Source organism: Pseudomonas alkylphenolica, assembly GCF_000746525.1.
Taxonomy (GTDB): Bacteria; Pseudomonadota; Gammaproteobacteria; order Pseudomonadales; family Pseudomonadaceae; genus Aquipseudomonas; species Aquipseudomonas alkylphenolica.
In genome coordinates this window covers 4,288,280-4,311,425 of record NZ_CP009048.1, presented here as the reverse complement: position 1 = coordinate 4,311,425, position 23,146 = coordinate 4,288,280, and the positions used below count along the sequence as shown (strand labels likewise).

27 protein-coding genes are annotated in these 23,146 nt (G+C 62.3%); 6 read left to right on the top strand and 21 right to left on the bottom strand.

What is annotated here, in order from left to right; genetic code table 11:
• Positions 1 to 3: 3 nt before the first annotated feature.
• From PSAKL28_RS19760 to PSAKL28_RS19680, 17 genes are all read right to left on the bottom strand, one after another.
• Positions 4 to 441, bottom strand: a complete 438-nt coding sequence (locus tag PSAKL28_RS19760) for a Rid family hydrolase (RefSeq protein WP_038613670.1) — start codon at positions 439 to 441, stop codon at positions 4 to 6.
• Positions 438 to 1,472, bottom strand: coding sequence for a Rieske 2Fe-2S domain-containing protein (locus tag PSAKL28_RS19755; protein ID WP_084589130.1), 1,035 nt, complete (start codon positions 1,470 to 1,472; stop codon positions 438 to 440). The genes PSAKL28_RS19760 and PSAKL28_RS19755 overlap by 4 nt, the downstream gene beginning before the upstream one ends.
• A 21-nt stretch (positions 1,473 to 1,493) precedes the next feature.
• The gene (locus PSAKL28_RS19750; RefSeq protein ID WP_038613668.1) at positions 1,494 to 1,721 is read right to left on the bottom strand and encodes a recombinase-like helix-turn-helix domain-containing protein; all 228 of its coding nucleotides are present in this window, start codon (positions 1,719 to 1,721) and stop codon (positions 1,494 to 1,496) included.
• 1 nt (position 1,722) lies between these two features.
• Entirely contained in the window at positions 1,723 to 2,040 is a 318-nt protein-coding gene (locus tag PSAKL28_RS19745) for a hypothetical protein (protein ID WP_038613667.1), read from the bottom strand.
• Between the two features lie 3 nt (positions 2,041 to 2,043).
• Positions 2,044 to 3,009 (bottom strand): VOC family protein, encoded by a 966-nt coding sequence (locus PSAKL28_RS19740; protein ID WP_038613666.1) that lies wholly within the window; start codon positions 3,007 to 3,009, stop codon positions 2,044 to 2,046.
• A complete protein-coding gene (locus PSAKL28_RS19735; RefSeq protein WP_096335685.1) occupies positions 3,006 to 4,496 on the bottom strand; it encodes an aldehyde dehydrogenase in 1,491 nt (496 codons plus the stop codon). The genes PSAKL28_RS19740 and PSAKL28_RS19735 overlap by 4 nt, the downstream gene beginning before the upstream one ends.
• A 10-nt stretch (positions 4,497 to 4,506) precedes the next feature.
• Positions 4,507 to 5,310, bottom strand: coding sequence for an aspartate dehydrogenase (locus PSAKL28_RS19730; RefSeq protein WP_038613657.1), 804 nt, complete (start codon positions 5,308 to 5,310; stop codon positions 4,507 to 4,509).
• 10 nt (positions 5,311 to 5,320) lie between these two features.
• The gene (locus PSAKL28_RS19725) at positions 5,321 to 7,003 is read right to left on the bottom strand and encodes a thiamine pyrophosphate-binding protein (RefSeq protein ID WP_038613656.1); all 1,683 of its coding nucleotides are present in this window, start codon (positions 7,001 to 7,003) and stop codon (positions 5,321 to 5,323) included.
• Positions 6,996 to 7,796: an SDR family oxidoreductase gene (locus PSAKL28_RS19720; protein ID WP_038613654.1), complete on the bottom strand. Its 801-nt coding sequence runs from the start codon at positions 7,794 to 7,796 to the stop codon at positions 6,996 to 6,998. The genes PSAKL28_RS19725 and PSAKL28_RS19720 overlap by 8 nt, the downstream gene beginning before the upstream one ends.
• 1 nt (position 7,797) lies before the next feature.
• The gene (locus PSAKL28_RS19715; protein ID WP_038613652.1) at positions 7,798 to 8,625 is read right to left on the bottom strand and encodes an IclR family transcriptional regulator; all 828 of its coding nucleotides are present in this window, start codon (positions 8,623 to 8,625) and stop codon (positions 7,798 to 7,800) included.
• Entirely contained in the window at positions 8,622 to 9,491 is an 870-nt protein-coding gene (locus PSAKL28_RS19710) for an alpha/beta fold hydrolase (RefSeq protein WP_038613650.1), read from the bottom strand. The genes PSAKL28_RS19715 and PSAKL28_RS19710 overlap by 4 nt, the downstream gene beginning before the upstream one ends.
• Before the next feature lie 3 nt (positions 9,492 to 9,494).
• On the bottom strand, positions 9,495 to 10,034 hold the full coding sequence (locus tag PSAKL28_RS19705; protein WP_038613648.1) for a cupin domain-containing protein: 540 nt from the start codon (positions 10,032 to 10,034) through the stop codon (positions 9,495 to 9,497).
• 14 nt (positions 10,035 to 10,048) lie between these two features.
• Positions 10,049 to 10,813 (bottom strand): SDR family oxidoreductase, encoded by a 765-nt coding sequence (locus tag PSAKL28_RS19700; protein WP_038616883.1) that lies wholly within the window; start codon positions 10,811 to 10,813, stop codon positions 10,049 to 10,051.
• Positions 10,813 to 11,589 (bottom strand): ABC transporter permease, encoded by a 777-nt coding sequence (locus PSAKL28_RS19695; protein WP_038613646.1) that lies wholly within the window; start codon positions 11,587 to 11,589, stop codon positions 10,813 to 10,815. Before PSAKL28_RS19695 ends, PSAKL28_RS19700 begins: the two co-directional genes overlap by 1 nt.
• Positions 11,590 to 11,618: 29 nt before the next feature.
• Positions 11,619 to 12,617, bottom strand: coding sequence for an ABC transporter substrate-binding protein (locus PSAKL28_RS19690; RefSeq protein ID WP_038613644.1), 999 nt, complete (start codon positions 12,615 to 12,617; stop codon positions 11,619 to 11,621).
• A 39-nt stretch (positions 12,618 to 12,656) separates the two neighbouring features.
• On the bottom strand, positions 12,657 to 13,493 hold the full coding sequence (locus PSAKL28_RS19685) for an ABC transporter ATP-binding protein (RefSeq protein ID WP_051939648.1): 837 nt from the start codon (positions 13,491 to 13,493) through the stop codon (positions 12,657 to 12,659).
• A gap of 448 nt (positions 13,494 to 13,941) precedes the next feature.
• On the bottom strand, positions 13,942 to 14,826 hold the full coding sequence (locus PSAKL28_RS19680; protein WP_038613640.1) for a DMT family transporter: 885 nt from the start codon (positions 14,824 to 14,826) through the stop codon (positions 13,942 to 13,944).
• Between the two features lie 186 nt (positions 14,827 to 15,012).
• Here PSAKL28_RS19680 and aceK point away from each other — a divergent pair, with 186 nt between their 5' ends.
• Positions 15,013 to 16,734: a bifunctional isocitrate dehydrogenase kinase/phosphatase gene (gene aceK / locus PSAKL28_RS19675; RefSeq protein ID WP_038613639.1), complete on the top strand. Its 1,722-nt coding sequence runs from the start codon at positions 15,013 to 15,015 to the stop codon at positions 16,732 to 16,734.
• 106 nt (positions 16,735 to 16,840) lie between these two features.
• Here the strand turns inward: aceK and PSAKL28_RS19670 are convergent, their stop codons facing one another.
• The gene (locus tag PSAKL28_RS19670; protein WP_038613637.1) at positions 16,841 to 17,710 is read right to left on the bottom strand and encodes a DUF6279 family lipoprotein; all 870 of its coding nucleotides are present in this window, start codon (positions 17,708 to 17,710) and stop codon (positions 16,841 to 16,843) included.
• A gap of 110 nt (positions 17,711 to 17,820) precedes the next feature.
• Here PSAKL28_RS19670 and PSAKL28_RS19665 point away from each other — a divergent pair, with 110 nt between their 5' ends.
• Complete coding sequence (locus tag PSAKL28_RS19665; RefSeq protein WP_038613636.1) at positions 17,821 to 18,657, top strand: CvfB family protein; 837 nt, start codon at positions 17,821 to 17,823, stop codon at positions 18,655 to 18,657.
• On the opposite strand, the gene PSAKL28_RS19660 is transcribed toward PSAKL28_RS19665, so the two are convergent.
• Complete coding sequence (locus PSAKL28_RS19660; RefSeq protein WP_038613634.1) at positions 18,658 to 19,041, bottom strand: hypothetical protein; 384 nt, start codon at positions 19,039 to 19,041, stop codon at positions 18,658 to 18,660. It abuts the gene before it with no gap.
• Between the two features lie 178 nt (positions 19,042 to 19,219).
• Here PSAKL28_RS19660 and PSAKL28_RS19655 point away from each other — a divergent pair, with 178 nt between their 5' ends.
• From PSAKL28_RS19655 to def, 3 genes are all read left to right on the top strand, one after another.
• Positions 19,220 to 19,399, top strand: coding sequence for a CsbD family protein (locus tag PSAKL28_RS19655; RefSeq protein WP_038613633.1), 180 nt, complete (start codon positions 19,220 to 19,222; stop codon positions 19,397 to 19,399).
• Between the two features lie 155 nt (positions 19,400 to 19,554).
• Complete coding sequence (locus tag PSAKL28_RS19650) at positions 19,555 to 20,541, top strand: YihY/virulence factor BrkB family protein (protein ID WP_038613632.1); 987 nt, start codon at positions 19,555 to 19,557, stop codon at positions 20,539 to 20,541.
• Complete coding sequence (gene def, locus PSAKL28_RS19645) at positions 20,531 to 21,070, top strand: peptide deformylase (protein WP_038613630.1); 540 nt, start codon at positions 20,531 to 20,533, stop codon at positions 21,068 to 21,070. The genes PSAKL28_RS19650 and def overlap by 11 nt, the downstream gene beginning before the upstream one ends.
• On the opposite strand, the gene PSAKL28_RS19640 is transcribed toward def, so the two are convergent.
• The gene (locus tag PSAKL28_RS19640) at positions 21,022 to 21,474 is read right to left on the bottom strand and encodes a GNAT family N-acetyltransferase (RefSeq protein WP_038613629.1); all 453 of its coding nucleotides are present in this window, start codon (positions 21,472 to 21,474) and stop codon (positions 21,022 to 21,024) included. The two genes, def and PSAKL28_RS19640, sit on opposite strands and share 49 nt — an antisense overlap.
• Before the next feature lie 285 nt (positions 21,475 to 21,759).
• On the opposite strand from PSAKL28_RS19640, the gene PSAKL28_RS19635 reads away from it, so the two are divergent.
• Positions 21,760 to 22,017, top strand: coding sequence for a DUF2790 domain-containing protein (locus tag PSAKL28_RS19635; RefSeq protein WP_038613628.1), 258 nt, complete (start codon positions 21,760 to 21,762; stop codon positions 22,015 to 22,017).
• Between the two features lie 7 nt (positions 22,018 to 22,024).
• On the opposite strand, the gene ada is transcribed toward PSAKL28_RS19635, so the two are convergent.
• A complete protein-coding gene (gene ada, locus PSAKL28_RS19630; RefSeq protein ID WP_038613626.1) occupies positions 22,025 to 23,086 on the bottom strand; it encodes a bifunctional DNA-binding transcriptional regulator/O6-methylguanine-DNA methyltransferase Ada in 1,062 nt (353 codons plus the stop codon).
• Positions 23,087 to 23,146: the final 60 nt, after the last annotated feature.

Below are 23,146 nucleotides of genomic sequence, written 5' to 3'. Positions count from 1 at the left end.
CATTCACCTCGTTGGCGCAGTGCGCATGTCAATGTCGAGCCGGGCGCTGGCTTCGATTTCCACCACCAGTTCCGGGAACACCAGGGCGCTCACTTCGACCAGGGTGGAGGTGGGGTAGCAGGTAAAGCAGGCGAAGAAGTCGCGGCGGGCGCGACCCACTTCGTCTTTGTCGGCAATCCGGGTGAGGTAAACCGTCAACCGGTAGATATTGCCGATGTGCCCGCCAGCCGCTTCCACCAGCGCCCGGACCTTGTTCAGCACCAGCAAGGTCTGGGCATAGGCATCGAGCGGGGCACCGGCTTCGGCGGCCTGGCGGGTGGCCGGATGCCCGGTCATCCCGGACATCACCAGTTCATTGCCGAGCAGCAGGGCGTTGGACCAACTGGCCGTGGCCAGCTCGCCCAAGGCCTGCGCCTGGATTCGCTGCACGGCCTGGCTCATGACAGTTGCTTCGCTTCGATTAGCGCCAGTTGCTCCTTGGCCTTGCCCTTGAGGTATCGGCGCAGGCGCACCACACCGAGGTCATGCTGGTAGAGGTTTTCACGCTGGTTGGCGTCGGCTTCCATGAACTCCAGCAGCACCCGGTCCTGTTCCAGCACGGCCCAGTGGCGCGCTTCCAGGCGGTTTTTGTAGAGGAAGCGCCAAGTGTCGCGCTGCCAGCCGGTCAGGGGCCGCGCGCGCCAGTGGAATACGGCGGACAGGCTACGGCTGCTCGGGGTGTAGCTGCCGATGATAGTGAAGTTGCCGCCCGGGCCGCCGGTTTTCGGATAAGGGATCTCCAGACGCAGCCAGTGGCAGCCGTTGTCGAGGAATTCGGTCCAGTCGAAGTTGACCCCGCGCTGGCCTTCCTTTTCGAAGAAGAAGCCCTGGTCGGTATCGCGGGTGACGAACCTGGCGGTGGCTTCGCCTTCACTCATCGAATGCGACATCTTGTGCAGGTAGGTGCCGTGCATCGGGTCCATGACATTGTCGAGCACGTAGCGGTAGTCACCTTTCCACTCGGTGTAGCAGAGGAAGCTACTCCACTCGGGCGAGGTCAGCTGCTCGGGCAGCACCAGCTGCGGTGGCGTCTCCAGGTGCGGATCGGTGGCGTTGAACAGGAAGATCGCGCCGGCCGCTTCACGGGTGTGGAACATGCGCGTCGGGCGGCTGCCTTCAAGTTTGCAACCGGGGCTGCCGGGCACCTTGGTTACGGTGCCGTCGCAGCGCACTTCGACGCCGTGGTACGGGCACTGCAGGCGGTCACCCAGCACCGGGCCCTGGGATAGCGGGGCGCCGCGGTGCGGGCAGTGGTCTTCGAGGGCATGCACGCTGCCATCGTTGTCGCGCCACAGAGCGATCTTGTAGCCCAGACGCCGCACCGACAGCGGCTTTTCGCCGAGCAGCTCCGACGGCAGGACCGGAAACCAGAGGTCTTTGAGGCCATTGGCCAGGTGATTCTCAACAGGGTCGACGGTGAATTGCATATTCATCTTGTTTTTACCTCCGGCGGGTCATGCGCCCAGCCGCGCCATCAGGGTTTTGTAAGAGTCTTCGGTCCATTCGCCGCTGGTCAGCGGGCAGGGCGGGCCGGCCAGGTTCAAGTGCGCGAGCAGCTCGGGCAGCTGGGTCACGCCATTGCCGTAGGCGCGCTCGATGGAGTCGCCAAGCAGTTCCTCGAACTGGGTGTTGGGCCGTTTGCGGGCCTGATGAGGCTCCAGGTAGCGTTCGGTGTTGCTCATGTCATTGACCTCCATTGCGGACCCGTTCGCGGATCATTTCGCGGACCGGGACAAAGTCGTACGTTGGATAGCATTCGGTGCGAAACACGCCCCAGGCGGAGCGTTCCAGTTCCACATTGACCTTGTTCAACAAGCTCGGTGGCAGGCGCAGGGTGACGATCTGGCCCAGACCCATGGCCACGGTCCAGGACACCACCTCGACGCCTTCGGGCGGGAAGCTGTGCCACCAGCCCATGGTTTTCATGTGCGCCTGGATCTGCTCCAGGTTTTTCGACTGGTCGTGCTTGAGCACGACGGTCAGCAGCATGGATTCGCTCATGGTCTAACCCTTGGGCTTGTCGGTAAGGAACTTGCCTTGCGGCGCTTCGACGTGCTGCTGGCGCCGGGTGTTGCCATCGATGCCACCGGCAATCGCCCATTCGGCGAACACCGTCGGGCCAGGCTCGAACTCGCGTGGTTGCCAGTCGCCGGTCAGTTGGTCTTCGTCGGCGTAGTACTCGACCAGCGCACCCGCCGGGTTTTTGAAGTACCAGAAGAACGCCGACGACACCGGGTGACGGCCCGGGCCGATCTCGGTGGTCCAGCCGCTGCGCGAAATGTGCATGCCGCCGCCGAACACTTCGTGCAGGTCGCGCACGGTAAAGGCGACATGGTTCAGGCCGGCTCGCGGCGCGGGCAGCTGGAGCATGAACAGGTCGTGGTGGCCGCCTTCCTCGGCGGTGCGCAGGAAGGCGCCGCGATTGGGGTAGCGGTCCGAGGCCTGGAAACCGAAGCGCTCGTGGTAGAACGCTTCGCAGGTGTTGACGTCCTTGACGAAGAACACCACATGGCCGACTTCTATAGGCGTGGCGCGCTCGTAGACCGGCGCTGGCTTGTTGATCCGGCCCTTGGTCTGCCAGGTGTTGTGGCCGCTGCATTCGATCTCCAGCACGCGCTTGCGGGTCACCTGCAAACGGATCGCCAGGCCGTTGGGATCAGTGCAACCGACGCGGCCGTTGCCTTCGACAAAGCCCGGGTCGTTGGCGATGCGCTGGCTGTACAGGGCCAGATCGGCTGCGCTTTCCACGCCCCAGACCACTTCGCGTACGGTCGAACCGGGTTCGATGGCCGCTGGCAGGTCGGCTTTGTTGATATCGGCCAGCACCACCCGGCAACCGTTGAGGGTTTCAAAGATCACTTCGTCCGGCTTTTCGCTGACCTTGGTCAGGCCCCAGTCGCTGAAGAAGCGCACACAGGTGTCCAGGTCTTCAACGCCATAGGTGACTTCATCGATACCGAGCACACTCATGAGCTTGCCTCCACACCGGCCCAGGCCAGTGGCTGTTCGTTCATGCCCCAATAGAGGCTCTTCTGTTCCATGTACTGGAGGATCCCCAGGCGGCCTTTTTCACGACCCAGGCCGCTGTCACGCCAGCCGCCGAACGGGGTGGAAATGGAGAACTGCTTGTAGGTGTTGATCCACACCGTGCCGGCCTGGATCTTGCGGCCCAGGGCCCAGGCGCGTTTGTAGTCGCGGCTCCAGATCCCGGCGGCGAGGGCATAGAGGCTGTCGTTGGCCTGTTCGATCAGCTGTTCTTCGCTGTCGAAGGGCATCGCCACCAGCACCGGGCCGAAGATCTCTTCCTGGCAGGTCTGCTGGCTGTTGGTCAGGCCTTCGAGAATGGTCGGCGGGTAGAAGTAGCCCTGGTCAAAAATGCCGCCGCTCGGACGCTGGCCGCCAAGCAGCAGACGCCCACCTTCGACCAGGCCCAGTGCTACGTAACGCTCGACCGACTCACGGTGCGCAGCGCTGATCAGCGGGCCCATCTGCGTGGACTCATCGGCCGGGTCGCCCAGGCGCAGACGCTCGGCGCCAGCGACCAGGCGCTGCAAGAACGGTTCATACAGGGCGCGGGCGACGAACAACCGCGAACCGGCAATGCAGGCCTCCCCCGAGGAGCTGAAAATGCCATACAGCACACCGGCCACAGCGTGATCCAGGTCGGCGTCATCGAGGACGATGGTCGGCGATTTGCCGCCCAGTTCCAGCGATACCGGCATCATTTTGTCGGCGGCGATGTGGGCGATGTGTTTACCGGTCCGGGTGCCGCCGGTGAACGACACGCGCTTGATCAGCGGGTGCTGGGTCAAGGCGTCACCGAGCACCGAGCCTTTGCCTGGCAGTACGCTGATCAGGCCCTTGGGCAAGCCTGCGTCTTCGCAGATCTGTGCCAGTTGCAGGGCCAGCAGCGGGGTGATTTCCGCCGGCTTGATCACCACCGCGTTGCCGGCGGCCAGCGCCGGAGCGACTTTCTGTGCTTCGCTGGCGATCGGCGAATTCCACGGGGTGATGGCGGCCACCACGCCCATCGGTTCGTAGACGCTCATGCTGACGAAATCGCCGCGCGATGGGGTGATGGTCTCTTCCAGGGTTTCGCAGGCAGCGGCGAAGAACTGGAAGGTGCCGGCAGCGCTGGCGACCAGGGCGCGGGTTTCGTTGATCGGCTTGCCGTTGTCCTGGCGCTGCAGTTGCGCAAGCTCTTCGCCACGCTCACGGATCAGTTCGGCGATGCGGTACAGCACCGTCGCGCGTTCGTGCGGTTTGCGTTGTGCCCAGCCGCTGTACAGGAAGGCCTGGTGTGCGCCTTGTACGGCGTGCTCGACATCGTCGAGGCTGGCGGCATTGAGCCAGGCCACCGGCTCGCCGGTGGCCGGATAGCAGGTGGCGTAGCGGTCACCGCCGCCCAGGCGCCAGGTGCCGGCGATGCAGATGGGTAAAGTCTGTTCCAGAGTCATCAACGTTCCCCTAGATGGAAATGGCATGCGCGTGGTTGCCCAGGGCACGGACCACGCTGTACACGGTCAGGGCCGAGGTCTTCGGGTTGGCTTGCAGCGGCTTGCCGCGCAGGCTCATCTCGAAGCCGCCAAAGGCGCCACGGGCTTCGAAGTGATGGACGTTTTCTTCGCTCAGCGGATCGGCGATCAGCGTCACCCGCGTGCGGTCCAGGCCCAGCCCGGCCAGCGACAGGGTAGCGGCGACGTTGGCGTTCTTCGGGTACAGCCGCGCGGCTTCACGGGCGCTGCCGTGGAAAATCACCGTGGCTTCGCTGATCGCTTCCAGGTCGCAGACCTGCTCGGCAGGGGTGTTCTTCCAGGCCTTGGCCGGTTTGCGGCCGGTGTAATCGACCGAATCCAGACCGCCGACCTTGGCCGCCGACAGCGCATCGATGCCACCGATGGCGCCGGGCAGCAGCTCGATACGCGTATTACCACGCGCTGCCGCAGCCTCCAGGCGTTCGACCAGGCCCGGCTCCGACAGCGCGCCGACCGAGACGATCAGGCAGGCGATGCCGCGCTCCAGCGCCGGTAGCACGTGCTCTTCAATGGCCAGGTGACCGGCGCATTCGACCAACAGGTCCGGGCGCGCCTCGGCGGGCAGCGCGGTGAGCACCTGCGGTGGGCGCTTGAAGCTGGCCAGGCGCTGTTGCACCAGGGCTTCGGAGCCGGCCGAGGCGATCACCTGCTCGACGCGCAGTTGCGCGTCGTTCTCCAGCAGTTCCAGCACCGCAACGCCGATGGCGCCGCAGCCGATCATGGTGATATTGAGCATGCTCAAGTCCTCAGGCCGTGGCTTTCTGGGCTTTGGTTTCGCTGTTGGGGGGACCTGCGAACTGGGTGGCGAAGCCGCCGACGCTGAGCATGTCGACCTCCAGCAGGAATGGCCCGCCCTGGCTCAGGGCGTTGTCGAGCACCGGGCCGAAGTCTTTCAGGTCGCTGACCAGGCCATGGCGCAGGCCAATCGACTCGGCGAGCTTGGTGTAGTCCGGGGTGTGCAGTTCGACATAGGCATGGCGGGCGCCGTAGATCGCGTCCTGGATATTGCGGATCACGCCGTAGCGCTGGTCGTTCATCAGCAGGATCACCACATTGGCTTTTTCCTGCACCAGGGTCGCCAGCTCACCGAGGTTGAGGATGAAGCCGCCGTCACCGGCCAGGGCGAAGACTTTGCGCTGCGGGTCGGTTTCTGCTGCGCCGACGGCGGCGCCGATGCCCATGGCCAGACCCTGGCCGATACCGCCCCCCAAGGCATGCACGCCAGACAGCGGGTGATAGAGGTTGAGCAGGCGGTTGCCCCAGATGCTGTTGGACAGGGTCACGTCGCGCACCCAGGAGAAGTTGCGCCCGGTCAGCGCCTGTAGTTGTTCGACCATCGCCGAGTAAGGGCCGAGGTCGGCGACCAGTTGCGCACGGGATTGGGCGCGCACGGCCTTGAGTTCATCGATGAAGGTCGGGTCGATGTTCAGCCTGCCTTGCAGGCGATCGGCCAGGCCATCCAGGGCCAGGGCCGAATCGCCGCAGATGAACAGTTCGCTGGAGTAGCTGCGGCCTTCGATCGCCGGGTTGGCGTCGATGCGCAGGGTGGTGCGGGGCAATTTCAGGGCGTACTTGAAGGTCTCGTTGCTGCGCAGGCGTGAACCGGCTACCACCAGGGCGTCGCAGGTCTGCAGAAAGCCTTCGACCAGCTTGTTCTGTGAGAAGGCGCCGAGGCAACGCTCGTCGTCTTCGTTGACCACACCGCGACCCTGGGTCGAGGTGATGACACCGACGCCCATGTCCAGCAGGCGCTTGACCTGCGCGCCGGCATGCCGGGCACCGCCGCCGAGCCACAGCAGCGGACGGGTAGCGCTGGCCAGGCGCTCGGCGACCAGGTCGAGGGCTTCCGGTGCTGGCACCGCGACCGGGATCGGCAATGGCGAAAGGTCGGTGGGCATGGGAATGAAGGTCGACTGGATGTCGATCGGAATTTCCACGCTGACCGGGCCGGTAGGCGCGGTGAGGGCGGTCTGCACGGCCAGTTTCAGGGTGCTCAGCGCGGTTTCCACGCTGCGCACGCGAAAGGCTGCCTTGGACACGGCCTTGAGCATGGTCAGCTGGTCGCGGGCTTCGTGAATGTAGGCGAAATCCTGGTCCAGGTACGGGGTTTCGATCTGCCCGGTGATGTGCAGCAGCGGGGTACCGGCGGTCAGTGCTTCGACCAGGGCGCCAGCAGCGTTACCGGCGGCGGTGCCGGTGGAGGTCAGGCACACGCCCAGGCCTCCCGTGGTACGGGCATAGGCATCGGCCATGTTGGTCGCCCCGGCTTCGCCACGGGCCATGACAAAGCGAATGTTGCCACGCACGGCGAAGGCATCGAGGATCGGCATGTTGTGGATCGAGATCACCCCGAAGGCGGCCTTGACCTCGCATTGTTCGAGGAACGCAGTGATGGCAGCGCCAACGGTGACAGTGTTTTCATTACGCATGGCGGGACAGGCCTCCAGAAACATCGATATGGCTGCCAGTGGTGTAAGCCGACAGGGGCGAAGCCAGGAACAGGATGGCCTGGGCTGCTTCTTTGGGCAGCCCCAGACGACCCAGGGGAATGTGTTTGCGTTGCGCCAGTTGCGCGGTCCATTGCGGCCAGTCGAGCGTGCGCTCTTCGCGGGCTTCGAAGCGCCGGCGCCACTGGCCGGACTCGACCAGGCCGATGAGGATGCCGTTGACCCGGATGTCTTTTTCGGCGAACTCGGTAGCCATCGAACGCACCAGGTTCTTCAGCCCGGCGCGCGCCGCCGAGGTGGCGACCATGTGCGGCTCGGGCTGGCTGGCCAGCAGCGAGTTGACGCAGACGATCGAGGCACCGGGCTGGCTTTGCAGCTGTGGCAGGAAGGCGCGGACCGGGTAGATCACCGAAAAGAACTTCAGCTGCAGCTCTTCGCTCCAGGCCTCGTCGGTGGTGTCGGCGAAGGTCGAGACCCGGCCTTGTCCGGCGTTGTTGATCAATACCTGCGCCGGGCCCAGCGCGGCCAGGCTGGCGGCGGCAAAGGCTTGCACCGATTCGGTATCCAGCACATCGCACACCTGAGCCAGCAGACGGGCTTCGGGGAAGCGTTCACGCAAGCGTGCTTCGGCGCTGTTCAAGCGGTCCTGATCGCGGCCGCAGAAGGCCACTGCAGCACCGGCTTCAAGCAGTTGTTCGACACAGGCCAGGCCAATCCCGGAGGAGCCACCGGTGACGATCGCGGTCCGGCCTTGCAGTTGATAAAGGCTGCTCATCTCAATCCCTCATCAAGGCAGTAACGCGGCCGGAACCGGCGTTAGGCGTGTAGTTGAGCAGGCGTGACAGTTCGTCGGCGTTGCCGCGTACGTGACCGAGCAAACCGTCGAAATTGATATGGCCAACCTGCGCTGTGGGAATGGTCACGCCCATGGCGGCGACCACCTTGCCGCTGTGATCGCGCACCGGGGCGGCAATGGTCGAGATCGATGGCTCGAAAAACCCTTCGCCGCTGACATAGCCGCGCTGGCGGTCGCCCTGCACCAAGTCGAACAGTTCCAGCACGGTTTTCGGCGTGCACGGCGAGTGCTGCTCAAGGTGTTCTTCCGGGTACAGCTCGCGCAGCTCGGCCAGACTCAGGTCTTCCAGGAGGATGCGCCCGAGCACCGTGGCGTGAGCCGGCAGGCGGGTGCCGACGTTGACCGCACTGGAGAACACCGAGGGTGGCGAGACCTTGGCGACATAGACAATCGAGCGACCATCGCGCACCACCAGATTGCTCGGGTAGTTGAGGTGGTCGCACAGCCGTGCCAGCAGCGGCTGGCCGAGCTCGGTCAGTTCCAGCGAGGCGAGGTATTCGAAGCCCAGGCGCAGCACCGACATGCCCAGGCGGTATTCGTTGCCGCTGCGGGTGACGAAGCCCATGGTTTCCAGGGTGGTCAGCAGGCGGAAGATGGTCGAGCGCGGCAGCTCCAGGCGCCGTGCCAGTTCCGGTGCGGTCAGGGTACGGTTTTGCCGGCTGAACTCGCAGAGCAGCAACAGGCCGCGCTCAAGGCCGGGGACGATGTACTTGTCCTGGTTGTCCTTCAACAGATCCGAATCATTCATAGCGCAGTACCTGTCAGTGAGACGTCGAGGGCCCGGGCAAGCTGGGTTGCCACCGCCTCGGGTTGTTCGATCGGGCTGGCATGGCCAGCCGCGGCAATCAGGTGAAACGGCGCGCCCAGGGCGCTGGCCAGGGCCTGGCAGTCGGCTGGCGTGGTGATGCTGTCGGCGGCGCCGCAGTGCACTTCGCAAGGCACGGCCAGGTCGGCGTAGCGCAGCAGGTCGTCGCCACAGAGCAACTCGATGGCCTGGCGATAGCCCTGGGGAATCAGGCGCGCCATGTTCCACTGCACCCAGGCGCGGGCCTCGGCGCTGGCCGCTGGCGAGAGCATGTGCGCGCTGCGCTGGCTGGCCATCTGGGCGATACCCAGTTGCTCGAGGTTGTGCAGACGCTGGCTGCGCACCTGCTGCGCCTGCTCGGCACGGGCCGGGTCGCCATAGCCGCGGGCCGGGCTGATCAGCACCAGGCGCTTGATCCGCTGCGGTTGCTGGTAGGCCAGGGCCGCAGCGCTGAGGGCGCCGAGGGAATGGCCGACCAGCACACAGTGATCAATCTGCAGTGCATCAAGCAGTTGCCGCAGGCGCCGGGCATAGTCGGCGGCCTTGGGGGCAGAGGCGGTCAGCGGGCTGGAGTCGCCATAGCCAGGTGCATCCCAGGCGATTACCCGGGCGCGCTGACTCAGCTGCACGGCCACCTGCAGCCAGGACGCGGCGCCCGAGCCAATGCCATGCAGCAGCACAATGGCAGGCCCGTACCCGGCTTCGCGGATCGCCTGGGCGCCGTCGGCCAGTTGCACCAGACGCTGCGCGAAGCGCTGTGGCAACTGTGCCTCAAGGGCGGCGAGCGAGTTGTCGGTGGCGTGCAACATGGCTTACCCGCGCTTGATCGAGGCCAGCGGGTGCGCTGGCGGATAGGTCGGGGTGACCGGCTTTTTCGCGCCAAGCATCACGCACATCAGCGCGTCTTCATCACCGATGTTGATCTCCTCGCGGTACACGCCCGGCGGCACCGAAATCAGGTCGCGGTCGGTGAGCACGGTCTCGAAGCGCTCACCGTCTTTCTCGATGATCACCTTGAGCTTGCCGCGCAGCACGAAGAACACTTCTTCGACGTCGGTATGAATGTGCGGCGGGCCCTCATGGCCGGCCGGAATGACCATGGTCGAGAAGGTGAAGTTTTCCGAAGCAATAGTGTTCATGTCGCTGTTGACCCCGGTACCACCGGTGCCGACGTAACGCATTTGCGCACGGCGGAATTTGGGGTCGTAGTCGGCCTGGAACTTCAGTGCATCCCAGTCGTACTTGCGGGTTTCGTAGCGGGCGATGCGGGTTTGCATCCAGCCAGCCAGGTCCGAGCCTGCGGGTTGTTCCCAGGTCTTGGGCGCGTCGTTTTGTACGGAAAGGTCGGTCATGGTTTTCTCCTTGCTCAGGGCATGACGAACCCGCCGTTGACCGGCAGGGTTTGTCCAGTGATGAAACGCGACAGGTCGGACAGGGCGAACAGCACGGCGCCGCTGACGTCTTCTGGCAGTTGTGGGCGTTGAATCGCCCGTTGTTCTGTGTACAGGCGGTGGCGCGCCTCGGGCACATAGGCCGTGGCTTCCACCAGCACCAGGCCGGGGGCGATGGCGTTGACGGTGATGTTGTCGCTGCCCAGCTCGCGGGCCAGGCTGCGGGTCATGGCGATGATCGCGCCCTTGCTGGCGACATAGGCGAGCAGGTTCGGCGCGCCCCACAGCGGGGTGTCGGAGGCCAGGTTGATCACCGCCCCCTTGCCGCTGGCACGCAGGGCCGGCAGGCAGGCACGGGTCATCAGCCAGGTGCCACGCACGTTGACCTGCATGACCTGGTCCCAGGTGTCGATGTCCAGTTGCTCGCAGGTCTTGCCGCCGGAGTTGGTGATCGAGGCGTTGTTGACCAGGCCATCCAGACCACCGAGTGCCGCGCTCGCTTCGGCGACGCAGGCGTCGATGGATTCGGGGTTGCCCAGGTCGAGGGTCACGCCGGTTACCTGCAAGCCTTGCTCGCGCAGTTCACAGGCAGCCTGTTGCACGCGCTCGGCGAGGATGTCGGCAATCACCACCCGTGCGCCGGCCTGGCCGATGGCCTGGGCGAAGGCATAGCCCAGGCCGCGGGCGCCACCGGTGACCAGCACGCGGCGGCCTTCAAGCATGGTTTTGAATGGGCTCATCATTGGGTACTCAGCATGGCTTTGGGCAGGTAGTGCAACACGCGTTTTTCCGCCCAGACCACCGCGCCGTAAGCCAGTACGCCGATCAGGGTGAGCATGACGATGGCGACGAAAACCCCGGCGGTATTGCCCTGGCCCTCAGCGTCAACGAGCAGGAAGCCCAGGCCCTGGTTGCCGCCGACCAGCTCGCCGACGGTGACGCCGATCACTGCCAGGGTCGAGGCGATGCGCAGCCCGGAGAACAGCGCGGCCATGGCCGAAGGGAACTCCACCAGGCGGAAGATCTGCCAGCGGCTGGCGTTCATGGTGCGCACCAGGTTGATCATGTCTGGATCGACGGTGCGGATCGCCGAGAGCACGTTGATCATCACCGGGAAGAACACGATGAGAATGGCGATGAGGATCTTCGGGTAGATGGTGTAGCCCAGCCACATCACGAACAGCGGTGCGAAGGCGACCTTCGGAGCGATCTGCAGGGCCAGGATGTACGGCGAGAGCATGGCCTCGGCCGATGGCGACAGCCCCAGCGAGACACCAATGGCGACCCCGAGCAGGGCGCCCAGGCCGAAGCCGACGATGATCTCGAAGGCGGTGATCAGGGTGTGCTGCAGCAGGCCGCTGGACTGCCACATCACCACGCTTTCCTGGGCCACGCGGCTCAGTTGCGGCATGACGAACTCGGGCATGCCGAGCAGGCCGGGGCCCCACTGCCAGAGCAGCAGGAACAGGATCAGCAGGGCAATACTGCCGAGCACGGAGGTGTTGAGGTTTCTCATCGGGCTAATACCTTGTTATGCATCCAGGCTTATTGCGCGGCCGTGGTGGTTTCGATGAACTGGTTGCTGTAGAGCTCGTCGAGCTTGGGTTCCTTGGCGACGATGCCTTCGCTGACGTAGAACTTGCGTACCGCGTCGAGGCGCGCCGGGTCGATCTGTCCGAGCACGGTCTGGTTGGCGTAGACATGCTCGACGTACAGGCGGAAGGTTTTCTCCAGCGCCGCTTCCTTGCCGGCATAGGCCGGTACCGCTTTGGCGAAGGTGGCGGCTGCGGCTTTCGGGTCCTGGATGATGTCGCGCATGCCTTGCAGGGTGGCCTGGACCACGCCGCCGACGATCTGCGGCTGGTGCTTGATGGCGTCGTCGGAGGCGAGAATGGCCTGGGCCATGCTTTCGAAAATCTGTGCCTGAGGAATCAGGTTGATCTTCAGCCCGGCCTCTTCGGCGTTGACCACCCAGTCCGGCACCCCGGCCATGGCCTGGGCCTTGTTGGCCGAGAACAGTTGCCAGACGCCCGATGGGCCGGCGGCCTGGATGTCGACATCGGTCTTGCTCAAGCCGGCTTTGCGCAGCGAGGCGAGCAGGGCGTAGTAGGTGGTGTCGGAATAGGACATCACGGTCAGGGTCTTGCCCTTGAGGTCCTTGATCGACTGGATGTTCTCGCCGGCATTGGTAGCGATCATGGTCACGCCACCGGCGCCGAGCACCGCCACGGCGCGCACCGGAATGCCGTTGGCGCGGACCACGATCGGGGTGTCACCGATGGCACCACCGAGCATGGCGTTGCCGGCGCCGATCTGTTTGGCGACATCCACACCACCCTTGGCGGCGATGAAGGTCAGGTCCAGGTCCCTGGCACTGTAGTAACCCTTTTCCTTGGCAATGATCCACGGCGCAAAGGCCGGCGAGTTGGGCGGCGCAGGCAGCAGGTAGGTGACCTTGGTTGGCTCTGCCTGGGCAGTGAGCGCCAGGCCAAGACCGAGGGCGATGACCGAAGTCTGCGCCAGGCGTTGCAGGGACTTGAACATGCGTACTCCTGAATCGGTTGATAGGCCGTTGGCCGTTGATCAATGCAGTTCGGTGTCTTCGCCGACTTTCAGCAGCTCCATCAGGCGCCCGGCCAGCGGGCCGATTTCCGGCAGCTTGCGGCGCTCCAGCGGGTTGTCACGAAACGGCAGGTCGACGTGGATTTCTTCGATGATGGTGCCGGGGCGGGCGCTCATGACCAGCAGGCGGTCGGACATGGCAATCGCCTCGACCAGGTCGTGGGTGATGAACAGCGCGGTTTTCTTTTCTTCGAACAGCATCCGTGCCAGATCCTGTTGCAGGATCATCTTGGTCTGCGCATCGAGGGCCGAGAACGGCTCGTCGAGGAACAGCACCTGCGGGTCGATCGCCAGGGTCCGGGCCAGGGCCGCACGCTGGCGCATGCCACCCGACAGCTGGAACGGGTAGTGGTCGGCAAAGCCTTGCAGGTGGCAGCGATTGAGCAGATCTTCGGCAATCGGCTGGCGCTTGGCGGCGGCCATGCCCTGGATTTCCAGGCCCAGTTCGACATTGCGGCGGATGCTGCGCCAGGGCATCAGCAGGTCCTTCTGCAACATGAAAGCGACCTTGCTCACCGGCCCGGTTACCGCTTCGCCGCCGACGAAGACTTCGCCTTCGCTGGGCCGGTAAAGGCCCGAGCCCATGTTGAGGATGGTGCTCTTGCCGCAGCCGGACGGACCGATGATCGATACCACTTCGCCGCGACGAATCTTGAAGTTCACCTCGCGAATGGCAAAGGGCGCCTCGGACTTGCCCTTGGCCGGGAAACATTTGCCGACGTTACGAAACTCGATTTCGGTCGGTTCCAGGTCTTCCCTGGAGTGCGGTGTATTCCATTGGGGGGTGATTGCGTACATCTCTTTCACAGCCATTGGGGAAGCTCTCTGGTCTGTTTTATAGGTGATACGCCGTTTAGTGCATGAACAATGCCAGTTGTGATTGCTCCTACGCTTAAAGGTAAAAGTTCTTATTTTTTAATGGCTTACTGGGATTTGAAGAAAACTTGGTTGTTTTATATATGAAACAAGGTTTTCTATATGGCACGAAATTGCACAACAACTGCGCGAGGCAATTGTTGCTGCAAGGAAAGAGGGCTTTTTTCGGTAACGGAAGTGAAAGACTGGTTTCATTGGTGAAACCAGAAGCAGGGTGGGTCAAGCCAATTGATGGCCTGCATCGGACTTGTGGGAGCTGGCGAAGCCGGCGATCGACCGCACAGCGGTCGCAAACTCCGGCTGCGGTTTGTTGTGGTCTGTACCGGACCCTCGCCGGCTCCGCCAGCTCCCGCAGGTCAAGTGCGGAAGCTCAGGCGCGTGCAGGCTTGAGCACCAACCACAACGCCACAGCAATCAACACCCCGCCATACAGATGCGCCATCGACAGTGGCTCATCCAGCAGCCAGGCACCCCAGAGCACACCGAAGGCCGGGATCATGAAGGTCACGGTGCTGGCCTTGACCGGGCCGATCTCGCTGAGCAGGCGAAAGTACAGAATGTAGGCAAACGCGGTACACACCAGGCCCAGGCCCAGCAGTGACAGCCACACCTCCCAGCCGCCCCAGCTCGCCAGTGGCTGGGTGATCACGCTGTAAGCAAACAACGGCAACAGCAGCAAGGTCGCCCCCATCATGCTGCCCAGGGCCGACAGCCGGCTGTCGAGGCCGCCCTGATGATCGAGCCAGCGTCGCGCAAGAAAGCCGGCAAAGCCGTAGCAGGTGGTCGCCGCCAGGCATGAAATGGCCCCTTGCAGCAGCTTGTGGTCAAACGCCACCGGGCCCGCACCGCTGAGAATGCCGACCCCGAACAATCCAAGGAAAATGCCGCTGAGCTTGGCAAGGGTCATCGGTTCACGGAAGAACAACGCACCAATCAGCACGCCCATCAGCGGCGTGGTGGCATTGAAGATTGCCGAGTAACCGGCCGGCAGCACCTGGGCCGCCACTGAGTAAAGCGTGGCCGGAATCCCCGAGTTGATCATGCCCAGCACCAGGCAGGCCTTGAGCTTGCCGTTGAAATCCCAGCGCACCCGCAGCAGGGCGAGAATCACCAGCAGGCCAAGGCAGGCGATCGACACCCGGAAGAATGCGGTGGGCAGGGTGCCGAGCACCGGCGCGATGATGCGCATGAACAGAAAGCTGGCCCCCCAGACAGCGGCAAGAATCAACAGGCGGGTAATGGCGATGGGGCTCATGGGGCTCTCCGGGTCCTTTGGGGCGGGGCGCGAGTTTACGTTACAACGCAGGGTGCGCTCTCTCCCTTTCTTGCGTTGAAATTCGCCAGTCGGTGAGATTGGCCGATACAGCCGTGTCGACAGGCTTTCCCTGCCCACGGCGACTGGCTAAGCTCAGGCTTCGACATTCCCGCAGAGGTCTGATGTATGCCCCAGCACTGGCCGGCCGCCGATATCGCCCGGATGATCCTCGATGGCTTCGACGATTACCGTGAGCATTTTCGCCAGATCACCATCGGTGCCCGCGCCCGCTTCGAGCAGGCTCAGTGGCAACAGACCCAGAGCGCCTCGGCGGCGCGGATCAACCTCTACGAGGAAAAGGTCAGCGAAGTCAGTGCCTGGTTGCATCAGGCGTTCGACGCCGAGGTGTTGCTGGAGGTGGCGCAGTGGCCGCTGGTCAAAAGCGCGTACATCGGCCTGATCGACCCGCGTCTGGACGATGAGCTGTCCGAGACCTGGTACAACTCGATCTTCTGCAGCCTGTTCAGCCATGACCTGATCAGCGATGGCTGCATGTTCATCCATACCACCCGGCCTTCGTTGCGCAGCCACGAGCGCGCGGCCCAGACGCGGACCTACCGGCCACAGGGCGGCCTGGCCAGTGTGCTGGCGCAAGTCTTCGACGATTATTGCTTCGACGTGGCCTATGGCGACCTTGCCGGTGACCTGGTCCGGCTCGAAGGGCAACTGCGTGAAAACCTGCCGGACTGGGTGTGCAAAGATCCGGCGCTGGCGGTTGAGTTGTTTACACCGGTGTTGTACCGCAACAAAGGTGCCTACCTGGTCGGGCGCCTGTATACCCAGGATGAACAGTGGCCGTTGGTGATCCCCTTGCTGCACCGCGAAGGGCACGGCATCGAGATCGACGCGCTGATCACCGATGAGGCCGAGGTGTCGATCATCTTTTCCTTCACTCGTTCCTATTTCATGGTCGATGTGCCGGTGCCTGCCGACTTTGTCAGCTTCCTCAAGCGTATCCTGCCGGGCAAGCACATCGCCGAGCTATACACCTCGATCGGCTTCTACAAGCACGGCAAGTCGGAGTTCTACCGCGCCCTGATCAATCACCTGGCCAGCACCGACGACCGCTTCATCATGGCGCCCGGTGTACGCGGCATGGTCATGAGCGTATTCACCCTGCCGGGCTTCAACACCGTGTTCAAGATCATCAAGGACCGTTTCTCGCCGTCCAAGAGCGTCGACCGGGCTACGGTGATCGAGAAGTACCGTCTGGTGAAAAGCGTCGATCGGGTCGGGCGCATGGCCGATACCCAGGAGTTTTCCGACTTCCGCTTCCCTTTGAGCAAATTTGAACCCGAGTGCCTGGCCGAGCTGCTGGAGGTGGCGCCTTCGACGGTGCAGGTGGAAGGCGACACCGTGCTGGTGCGCCACTGCTGGACCGAACGGAGGATGACTCCGCTCAACCTCTACCTGGAAAACGCCAACGACGCCCAGGTGCGTGAAGCGCTGGAAGACTACGGTCTGGCCATCAAGCAGTTAGCGGCGGCGAATATCTTTCCCGGCGACATGTTGTTGAAGAACTTCGGCGTTACCCGGCATGGTCGTGTGGTGTTTTACGACTATGACGAAATCTGTTTTCTCACCGAGGTCAATTTTCGCTACATCCCGCCACCGCGTTATCCCGAGGACGAAATGTCCGGCGAGCCGTGGTATTCGATTGGTCCGCTCGACGTGTTTCCCGAAGAGTTTCCGCCGTTCCTGTTTGCCGACAGCGGACAGCGCCGGCTGTTCAGCCAGTTGCATGGTGAGTTGTACGACGCTGACTACTGGAAGAGCCTGCAGGAAGCGATTCGGGGCGGTAAGGTTATTGATGTGTTTCCGTATAGGCGCAAGGCGCGGGAGTGCTGAAAAAGCATCGCGGGGCAAGCCCGCTCCCACCGAGTGAACTGCACGCCTTTGGGGGCCGTTCAGAGATCACCTAACCAGTGGGAGCGGGCTTGCCCCGCGATAAGATCTACCCCTTCATACACTTGAGCTCACTGAAATCTTTACGCACCTGGCTCAGCTTCTGCTGCAGGTGCTGGCGCTGCTGTTCGCTGCTCTGGGCCATGATGTCGACCAGCAGACGCCGGGCTTCTTGTTCAGCGCGCTGATTAACCTGGCGGTACTCCGGGGTCCACAGGCTTTCGCGGTTTTTCAGCAATTGTTCAAGGCGTGGCTCGAAACCGGCGCTTTGGCGTTGTTCCATGGCCTCGCTGAATTGCGCCTGCCAGTTCGCCCGGTTGGCGATCGATTGACGGTTCTGTTCACCCAGACCTTGCGACCAGGTCATGATGCGCACCTGTTGCTGCGGGCTTAACTCGCCCAGCCAGGGGGTCAAACGCTTTTCCATGCGCTCGGCACGCGCCTGGATCTGCCGGGCCAGGGGTGTTTTGACGAACTTGGCCTGGCGCTCGCGAATGTCTTCAGTAAAGGCCTGGCGCATCTCGCGCACCTGCTCATCGTCCATGGCCCTGAGCAACTGCGCCGCGGAAGGGGTGATCTGATCCGCGACCTTGGCGATGGCCTGTTTGGCTTGCTGTGTGCGGACCTGCAGTTGCTGCTCGGTGACCTGGCCGCTGGCGACCATCTGTCGGACTTCATCGATCCAGGTCAGGTACCCTGGCAGTTGCGTACGGCAATGCCAGGCCAGGTGCTGTTTCAGGCGCTGGTTGAGCCAGGTCTTTTGCTGGCGGTTCATGTTCAGGTAGTCGTTGAGCGTCCAGGGCACCAGTACATCAAGGTTGCGGTAGGCCAGGTCGATGCGACTGCAGGCCACGGCCAGCAGGGCAGGCACGAGCAGGAACAGGCAGGGGCGCAGGTACTTGCACAGGCAGGCGTACATGAGCGAATCCTTGCAGTGGCTTGCTTGTCTTTATAGATCAGCATGGCTCATTGCGGTTCCTTTTGCCGGTTGGGTGTAGAATGCCGACCTCGCAAAGAGGATTTCCGGAAATGGCTTTAGTTGGGCGTTACAACAGTTTGCAAATCGTGAAACACACGGACTTCGGCCTGTACCTGGACGGCGGCGCGGATGGCGAAATCCTCCTGCCTAACCGCTACATTCCCAAGGACACGCCCACCGAGGTCGAAGACTGGCTGAACGTCTTCGTCTACCTGGACAGCGAAGACAAGCTGATCGCAACCACCGAAAAGACCAAACTGCAGGTCGGTGAGTTCGCCAGCCTCAAGGTCAAGGAAATCAACAGCATCGGCATCTTCCTCGACTGGGGGCTGCCGAAGGACCTGTTGATGCCGTACTCCGAAGAAAAGCGCCAGATGAAAGCCGGCGAATACTGCGTGGTGCATGCCTACCTGGACAAGCGCACCCGCCGCATCACCGCTACCGCGCGCCTGGATCGCTACCTCGACAAGGTGCCGGCGACCTACAAGGTAGGCCAGGAGGTTGATCTGCTGGTGGCCGAAGAAACCCCGATGGGCTTCAAGGCAATCATCAACAACAAGCACTGGGGCCTGATTCACAAGAATGAGGTGTTCAAGTTCCTGCGTTCGGGCAAGCAGGAGAAGGGCTACATCAAGGAAATGCGCAGCGACGGCAAGATTGCCTTGAGCTTGCAGCCAATTGGCCAGGACCTGGCCAACAGCCTCAACGACAAGATCGTCGCCAAGCTCAAGGATGCCAATGGCGTGCTGCCGGTCAGCGACAAGAGCGACCCGCAGTTGATCAGCGATCTGTTCGGGGTCAGCAAGGGCAACTTCAAGAAAGCCATCGGTGCCTTGTACAAGGATGGCCGCATCGTCATCCACGCTGACCGCATCGAACTGGTCTGATCAGACCTGCTTGAAACCTGCAAAGCTCAGGCTTTCACCGCCTGGGCGCAGGTCCTGGAGCATCGAGTCGCGGTCAGCGCTCAGCGCCAGGCTGATGGTCGAGCGCCGCTTGCCGGGGTGGCGCACTTCCATCTTCTCCAGATGGGCCTTGAGGAAGTTCACCGGCACCTTCAAGTGCTGCAACTCGTCGGTCTCGGGCGTGTGCAGCAGCAGGTTGACCCAGTCGGCTGCCCCTTTGCGCAGTACCAGCTTCACCGGCACATCGAACCACCACAGGCTGCGCTTGCTGTCGAGCACGGCGAACAGGGTGTTGTCGCTGGAGAGCACCGGTTTTCCCAGCTCCAGGTTACGACGGGCGATGGCGGCGGGTTTGTCGAGTTTCATGCAGGTTCCTACGGGTGACGCTTGAAAGGTCGGCTATTGTGCTGGCAATGCGGCGAAACATAAAGCGGCGCGGCGATCGATCCCGCATACAGCAAATAATTGAAACTCCTGAATACGACCACGGGTCCACAGACTGTCAATGCTGACAGCCCCGTTTTTCCCTTTCAGGAGAACTCCCATGAGTGGCACCAAAGATAAAGTCAAAGGTTTGGCCAACGAAGCGGTTGGTAACATCAAACAAGGTATCGGCAAGGTTACCGACAACGACCGGCTACGCGCCGAAGGCAAGGCTCAGGAGATCAAAGGCGAAGCCCAGCAAGTGGCCGGCAAGGTCAAGGATGCAGTGAAAAAGCCTTGAACGATGTAAGGATAGTTAGCCAACGGCCACCAAGGGTGGCCGTTGTGCTATCTGCCGCAAACAATAGCAACTTGGCGGCGATCGTCGTTTAGACTTCAGTGCAGACCTTAGTGAGGAGCCAAGCTCATGTCCCTCGAGCGGCGAAAGGAGACGCTATGATTTTCCCCGACCTGCGCGGCTTGCCGTTGCATCGCGTGCTGGTGCGCACCGTCAAGGAGTTTCTCGATGACGAGATGTCTACCTATGCCTCGGCATTGGCCTACCAGATGCTGTTCTCGCTGTTTCCCTTCCTGTTATTCCTGATTGCGCTGATCGGCTTCCTGCACCTGCCGGACTTTTTCTCCTGGCTGCGCCTGCAGTCGGAGCTGGTGTTGCCGCCGCAGGCGCTGGAACAGGTCAATCCGGTGATCGACCAGTTGCAGCAGTCCAAGGGCGGCCTGCTTTCGGTCGGTATCGTTATCGCCTTGTGGACGGCGTCGGCGGGCGTGCGGCTGATGATGAGCGCGATGAACGCGGCCTACGATGTGGTCGAAGGCCGCCCGGTGTGGAAGCGCATTCCCTTGTCGGTGATCTATACCGTGGGCATCGCCGGCATGCTGCTGGCCACGGCCGCTTTGATGGTGCTCGGGCCGCAGGTCATGGAATGGATTGCCTCGCAGATCGGCATGCAGGAGTTCATTGTCACGGTGTGGACGATACTGCGCTGGCCGGCGATCATTATTCTGATGATGATGGCGGTGGCGTTGATCTATTACGTAATGCCGGATGTTAAACAGGAGTTTCGCTTTATTACCCCGGGCTCGGTGCTGGCCGTGGTGGTATGGATCATCGCTTCGTTGGCGTTCGGTTATTACGTAAAGACCTTCGCCGACTATAATGCGATGTATGGCAGCATTGGTGCGATCATTGTCCTGCTACTGTATTTCTATATTTCTGCTGCCGTTTTGTTATTGGGAGCGGAAATGAATGCGGTGATTGAGCATATGTCTGCCGAGGGTAAGAATCCGGGTGAGAAACAAGCCGGTGACGCCCCCCACGAACATGATAAAAAGCATGTTTCCGGGTTGGGACGCGATCATTCGCTCGATCACCCGGCCACGCCGGAAGGTGAACCCGTGAGTCGTACATCCCATGATTCGTGACATTCTGAAAATGGGCGATGAGCGCTTGCTGCGCATCGCCCCGCCGGTACCGCAACAACTGATCGGCAGTGCCGAGCTTGAGCAGTTGATTGCCGACATGTTCGAGACCATGCATCACGTCGGCGGCGTTGGCCTGGCCGCGCCGCAGATTGGGGTCGACCTGCAACTGGTGATTTTCGGATTCGAGCGCAGTGAGCGTTATCCGGATGCCGAGCCGGTGCCGCAGACCATACTGCTCAATCCGCTGATCACCCCCATAGGCACCGAAGTTGAAGATGGCTGGGAAGGGTGTCTGTCGGTACCGGGCCTGCGCGGTGTGGTCCCGCGTTTCCGGCGTATCCGCTATGAGGGTGTCGACCCGCAAGGGCAGGTGATCGACCGCTTGGCAGAGGGCTTTCATGCGCGTGTGGTGCAGCATGAATGCGATCACCTGATAGGGCGCTTGTACCCTTCGCGTATCCACGACTTCAACAAGTTCGGCTACACCGAGGTGTTGTTCCCCGGGCTGGATCCTGCCAGCGACGACTGAGGCCGGGCCATTGCCAGCAGTGGCTTGCTGCGCTGGTAACGCGCCAGGCGTTCGGCCAGCGCGGCGGGCAGGTCGGTGCAGGGGCTGAAGCCCAAGCGCTGGTAGAAGGAGGCGAGGTCGGGATGGCAGAACAGCCAGGTCGTACCCTCGCTGCTGTGCATGGCTGTCTCGATCAAGTGCCGGGCAATCTCCCGGCCCCTCCAGTTTTGCGCCACCCATAACCCGGTCAGCCAGCTGCCACCGTGTACCGGGGTCAGGCACAGCGCTGCGACGATTTCCTCCGCTCGAGCGACCCAGAGCTGCCCCTGCGCGGCTGCGCGCATGGGCGAACCCTGGGTTTTGTAGAATTTATTCAGCAATGGCCGCTCGGGGCCGGTCAGCAGGCAGTAGCGTAAGGTGGTCACGGCGTTCGTCCGGCAAGGCTCTGGCCCGGGCTTTTACACCTACAGTTGCAAGCTGTCGAGGGTGAAAACCCTGTTCTATTGTTGCAGATCCGGTAACAGTGAATGTTCGGTTCAGGGATTTAACCCTGTCGGGCAACTTGTAAACTATGTTTGTCCCCACAAAAAAGTAACAGGGGGACCGGTACTTCGTGTTATGTCCTTAGTGTCTGATGTAACAACTTCTCCGCGCCGCTATTGGCCAATGAAGTCAATCGATTAGTTTGATTGCTTTGCAGGCTTATTGTTATGAAAAGTTTACTTGTTCTTGCCCTTGTCGGTGTGTCTTCCTTTGCCCTGGCTGATGAAATTAACACTGCCAGTGCTCAGCCGGTCGTTCAACAGTATGATTATTCGACCAACCTGGATATTGCCAAGGTTATCAGTCTGTCGACTATTCCGAATGTCTGTGAAGTCGTGCCGGCGACCATGGTCTACGAAGATCATCAAGGTCAGCGTCATACCCTTGAGTACCGCGCCATGGGTAACGGTTGCACCAACGGTTGATTCCGCCTTATCGGCGCTCGCGCTCCAATAGCTGACGCTTGCGCTCAACGCCCCAACGGTAGCCCGAGAGGTTGCCGTCGCTGCGCACCACCCGGTGACAGGGGATGGCCACGGCCAGGGCGTTGGCCGCACAGGCCTGGGCCACGGCGCGCACCGCTTTGGGTGAGCCGATCCGTTGCGCGATCTCGGCATAGCTGGCCGTCGTTCCCGCCGGGATTGTCCGCAAGGCCTGCCAGACCCGCTCCTGAAAGGCCGTGCCGCGCAAGTCCAGCGGCAAGTCCAGGCCAATCCCCGGTACCTCGATCAATCCCACCACTCGGGCCACCAGGGTTTCGAAGGCGGCATCGCCACCGAGCAAGTCGGCCTTGGGAAACTTGTCCTGCAAGTCGTGCAGCAATGCCTGCGGATCATCGCCGAGGAGGATTGCGCAGATACCGCGTTCGCTTTGTGCCACCAGGATCGCACCCAATGAACATTGACCGATGGCAAAGCGGATAGCCGTGTTGGCGCCGCCATCCCGATAGGCCCCCGGGGTCATGCCCAGGCGGGCATTGCTGGACTCGTAAAAGCGGCTGTTGGAATTGAAACCGGCCTCATACAGGGCATCCGTGATGGTGCTGGCGTGCTGCAATTGATTGCGCACCTTACTTGCCCGATGGGCTGAGGCATACGCTTTGGGCGTTACCCCGGTAATGGTCTTGAACACCCGATGAAAGTGGAACGGGCTCATGTTCAATTGCTCGGCCAATTGATTGAGGCTGGGCACTGACTCGGCACTTTCAATCAATTGGCAGGCGCGGGTGACTTGCGCCCGATGCTGTTCGGCCATCAGCGTCTGGTCTGCCGCGCGCCGTTTGCTCGGGCGATAGCCGGCGGCTTCGGCTTGTGCCGGGGTATCAAAGAACTCGACATTGTCGATACGCGGCAGACGCGAGGTACTGCTGGGCCGGCAGTACACACCGGTGGTGCGTACGGCGTAGACAAATTCCCGGTCGGCTGCCGGGTCGCGGGCCAGGATCGCTTGCCAGCGTGGGTCGTTTTCGCTGATGCGGGGTGTGTCTTGGCGCATGCCGGGAATCTCTTGTTGAGTAATGATGGACTCAGGTTAAGGCGAGCATCAGCGAAGAAA

Bases quoted from the DNA above. Each gene is read 5' to 3' on its own strand.
- PSAKL28_RS19680 (WP_038613640.1), bottom strand. From the start codon at position 14,826: ATGAGCCCCATCGCCATTACCCGCCTGTTGATTCTTGCCGCTGTCTGG.
- PSAKL28_RS19700 (WP_038616883.1), bottom strand. From the start codon at position 10,813: ATGAGCCCATTCAAAACCATGCTTGAAGGCCGCCGCGTGCTGGTCACC.
- PSAKL28_RS19665 (WP_038613636.1), top strand. From the start codon at position 17,821: ATGGCTTTAGTTGGGCGTTACAACAGTTTGCAAATCGTGAAACACACG.
- ada (WP_038613626.1), bottom strand. From the start codon at position 23,086: ATGCGCCAAGACACACCCCGCATCAGCGAAAACGACCCACGCTGGCAA.
- PSAKL28_RS19755 (WP_084589130.1), bottom strand. From the start codon at position 1,472: ATGAATATGCAATTCACCGTCGACCCTGTTGAGAATCACCTGGCCAAT.
- PSAKL28_RS19750 (WP_038613668.1), bottom strand. From the start codon at position 1,721: ATGAGCAACACCGAACGCTACCTGGAGCCTCATCAGGCCCGCAAACGG.
- PSAKL28_RS19710 (WP_038613650.1), bottom strand. From the start codon at position 9,491: ATGTTGCACGCCACCGACAACTCGCTCGCCGCCCTTGAGGCACAGTTG.
- PSAKL28_RS19685 (WP_051939648.1), bottom strand. From the start codon at position 13,493: ATGTACGCAATCACCCCCCAATGGAATACACCGCACTCCAGGGAAGAC.
- PSAKL28_RS19670 (WP_038613637.1), bottom strand. From the start codon at position 17,710: ATGTACGCCTGCCTGTGCAAGTACCTGCGCCCCTGCCTGTTCCTGCTC.
- PSAKL28_RS19695 (WP_038613646.1), bottom strand. From the start codon at position 11,589: ATGAGAAACCTCAACACCTCCGTGCTCGGCAGTATTGCCCTGCTGATC.
- def (WP_038613630.1), top strand. From the start codon at position 20,531: ATGATTCGTGACATTCTGAAAATGGGCGATGAGCGCTTGCTGCGCATC.
- PSAKL28_RS19735 (WP_096335685.1), bottom strand. From the start codon at position 4,496: ATGACTCTGGAACAGACTTTACCCATCTGCATCGCCGGCACCTGGCGC.
- PSAKL28_RS19720 (WP_038613654.1), bottom strand. From the start codon at position 7,796: ATGAGCAGCCTTTATCAACTGCAAGGCCGGACCGCGATCGTCACCGGT.
- PSAKL28_RS19655 (WP_038613633.1), top strand. From the start codon at position 19,220: ATGAGTGGCACCAAAGATAAAGTCAAAGGTTTGGCCAACGAAGCGGTT.
- PSAKL28_RS19705 (WP_038613648.1), bottom strand. From the start codon at position 10,034: ATGACCGACCTTTCCGTACAAAACGACGCGCCCAAGACCTGGGAACAA.
- PSAKL28_RS19690 (WP_038613644.1), bottom strand. From the start codon at position 12,617: ATGTTCAAGTCCCTGCAACGCCTGGCGCAGACTTCGGTCATCGCCCTC.
- PSAKL28_RS19745 (WP_038613667.1), bottom strand. From the start codon at position 2,040: ATGAGCGAATCCATGCTGCTGACCGTCGTGCTCAAGCACGACCAGTCG.
- PSAKL28_RS19760 (WP_038613670.1), bottom strand. From the start codon at position 441: ATGAGCCAGGCCGTGCAGCGAATCCAGGCGCAGGCCTTGGGCGAGCTG.
- PSAKL28_RS19715 (WP_038613652.1), bottom strand. From the start codon at position 8,625: ATGAATGATTCGGATCTGTTGAAGGACAACCAGGACAAGTACATCGTC.
- PSAKL28_RS19635 (WP_038613628.1), top strand. From the start codon at position 21,760: ATGAAAAGTTTACTTGTTCTTGCCCTTGTCGGTGTGTCTTCCTTTGCC.
- PSAKL28_RS19660 (WP_038613634.1), bottom strand. From the start codon at position 19,041: ATGAAACTCGACAAACCCGCCGCCATCGCCCGTCGTAACCTGGAGCTG.
- PSAKL28_RS19650 (WP_038613632.1), top strand. From the start codon at position 19,555: ATGATTTTCCCCGACCTGCGCGGCTTGCCGTTGCATCGCGTGCTGGTG.
- aceK (WP_038613639.1), top strand. From the start codon at position 15,013: ATGCCCCAGCACTGGCCGGCCGCCGATATCGCCCGGATGATCCTCGAT.
- PSAKL28_RS19730 (WP_038613657.1), bottom strand. From the start codon at position 5,310: ATGCTCAATATCACCATGATCGGCTGCGGCGCCATCGGCGTTGCGGTG.
- PSAKL28_RS19740 (WP_038613666.1), bottom strand. From the start codon at position 3,009: ATGAGTGTGCTCGGTATCGATGAAGTCACCTATGGCGTTGAAGACCTG.
- PSAKL28_RS19725 (WP_038613656.1), bottom strand. From the start codon at position 7,003: ATGCGTAATGAAAACACTGTCACCGTTGGCGCTGCCATCACTGCGTTC.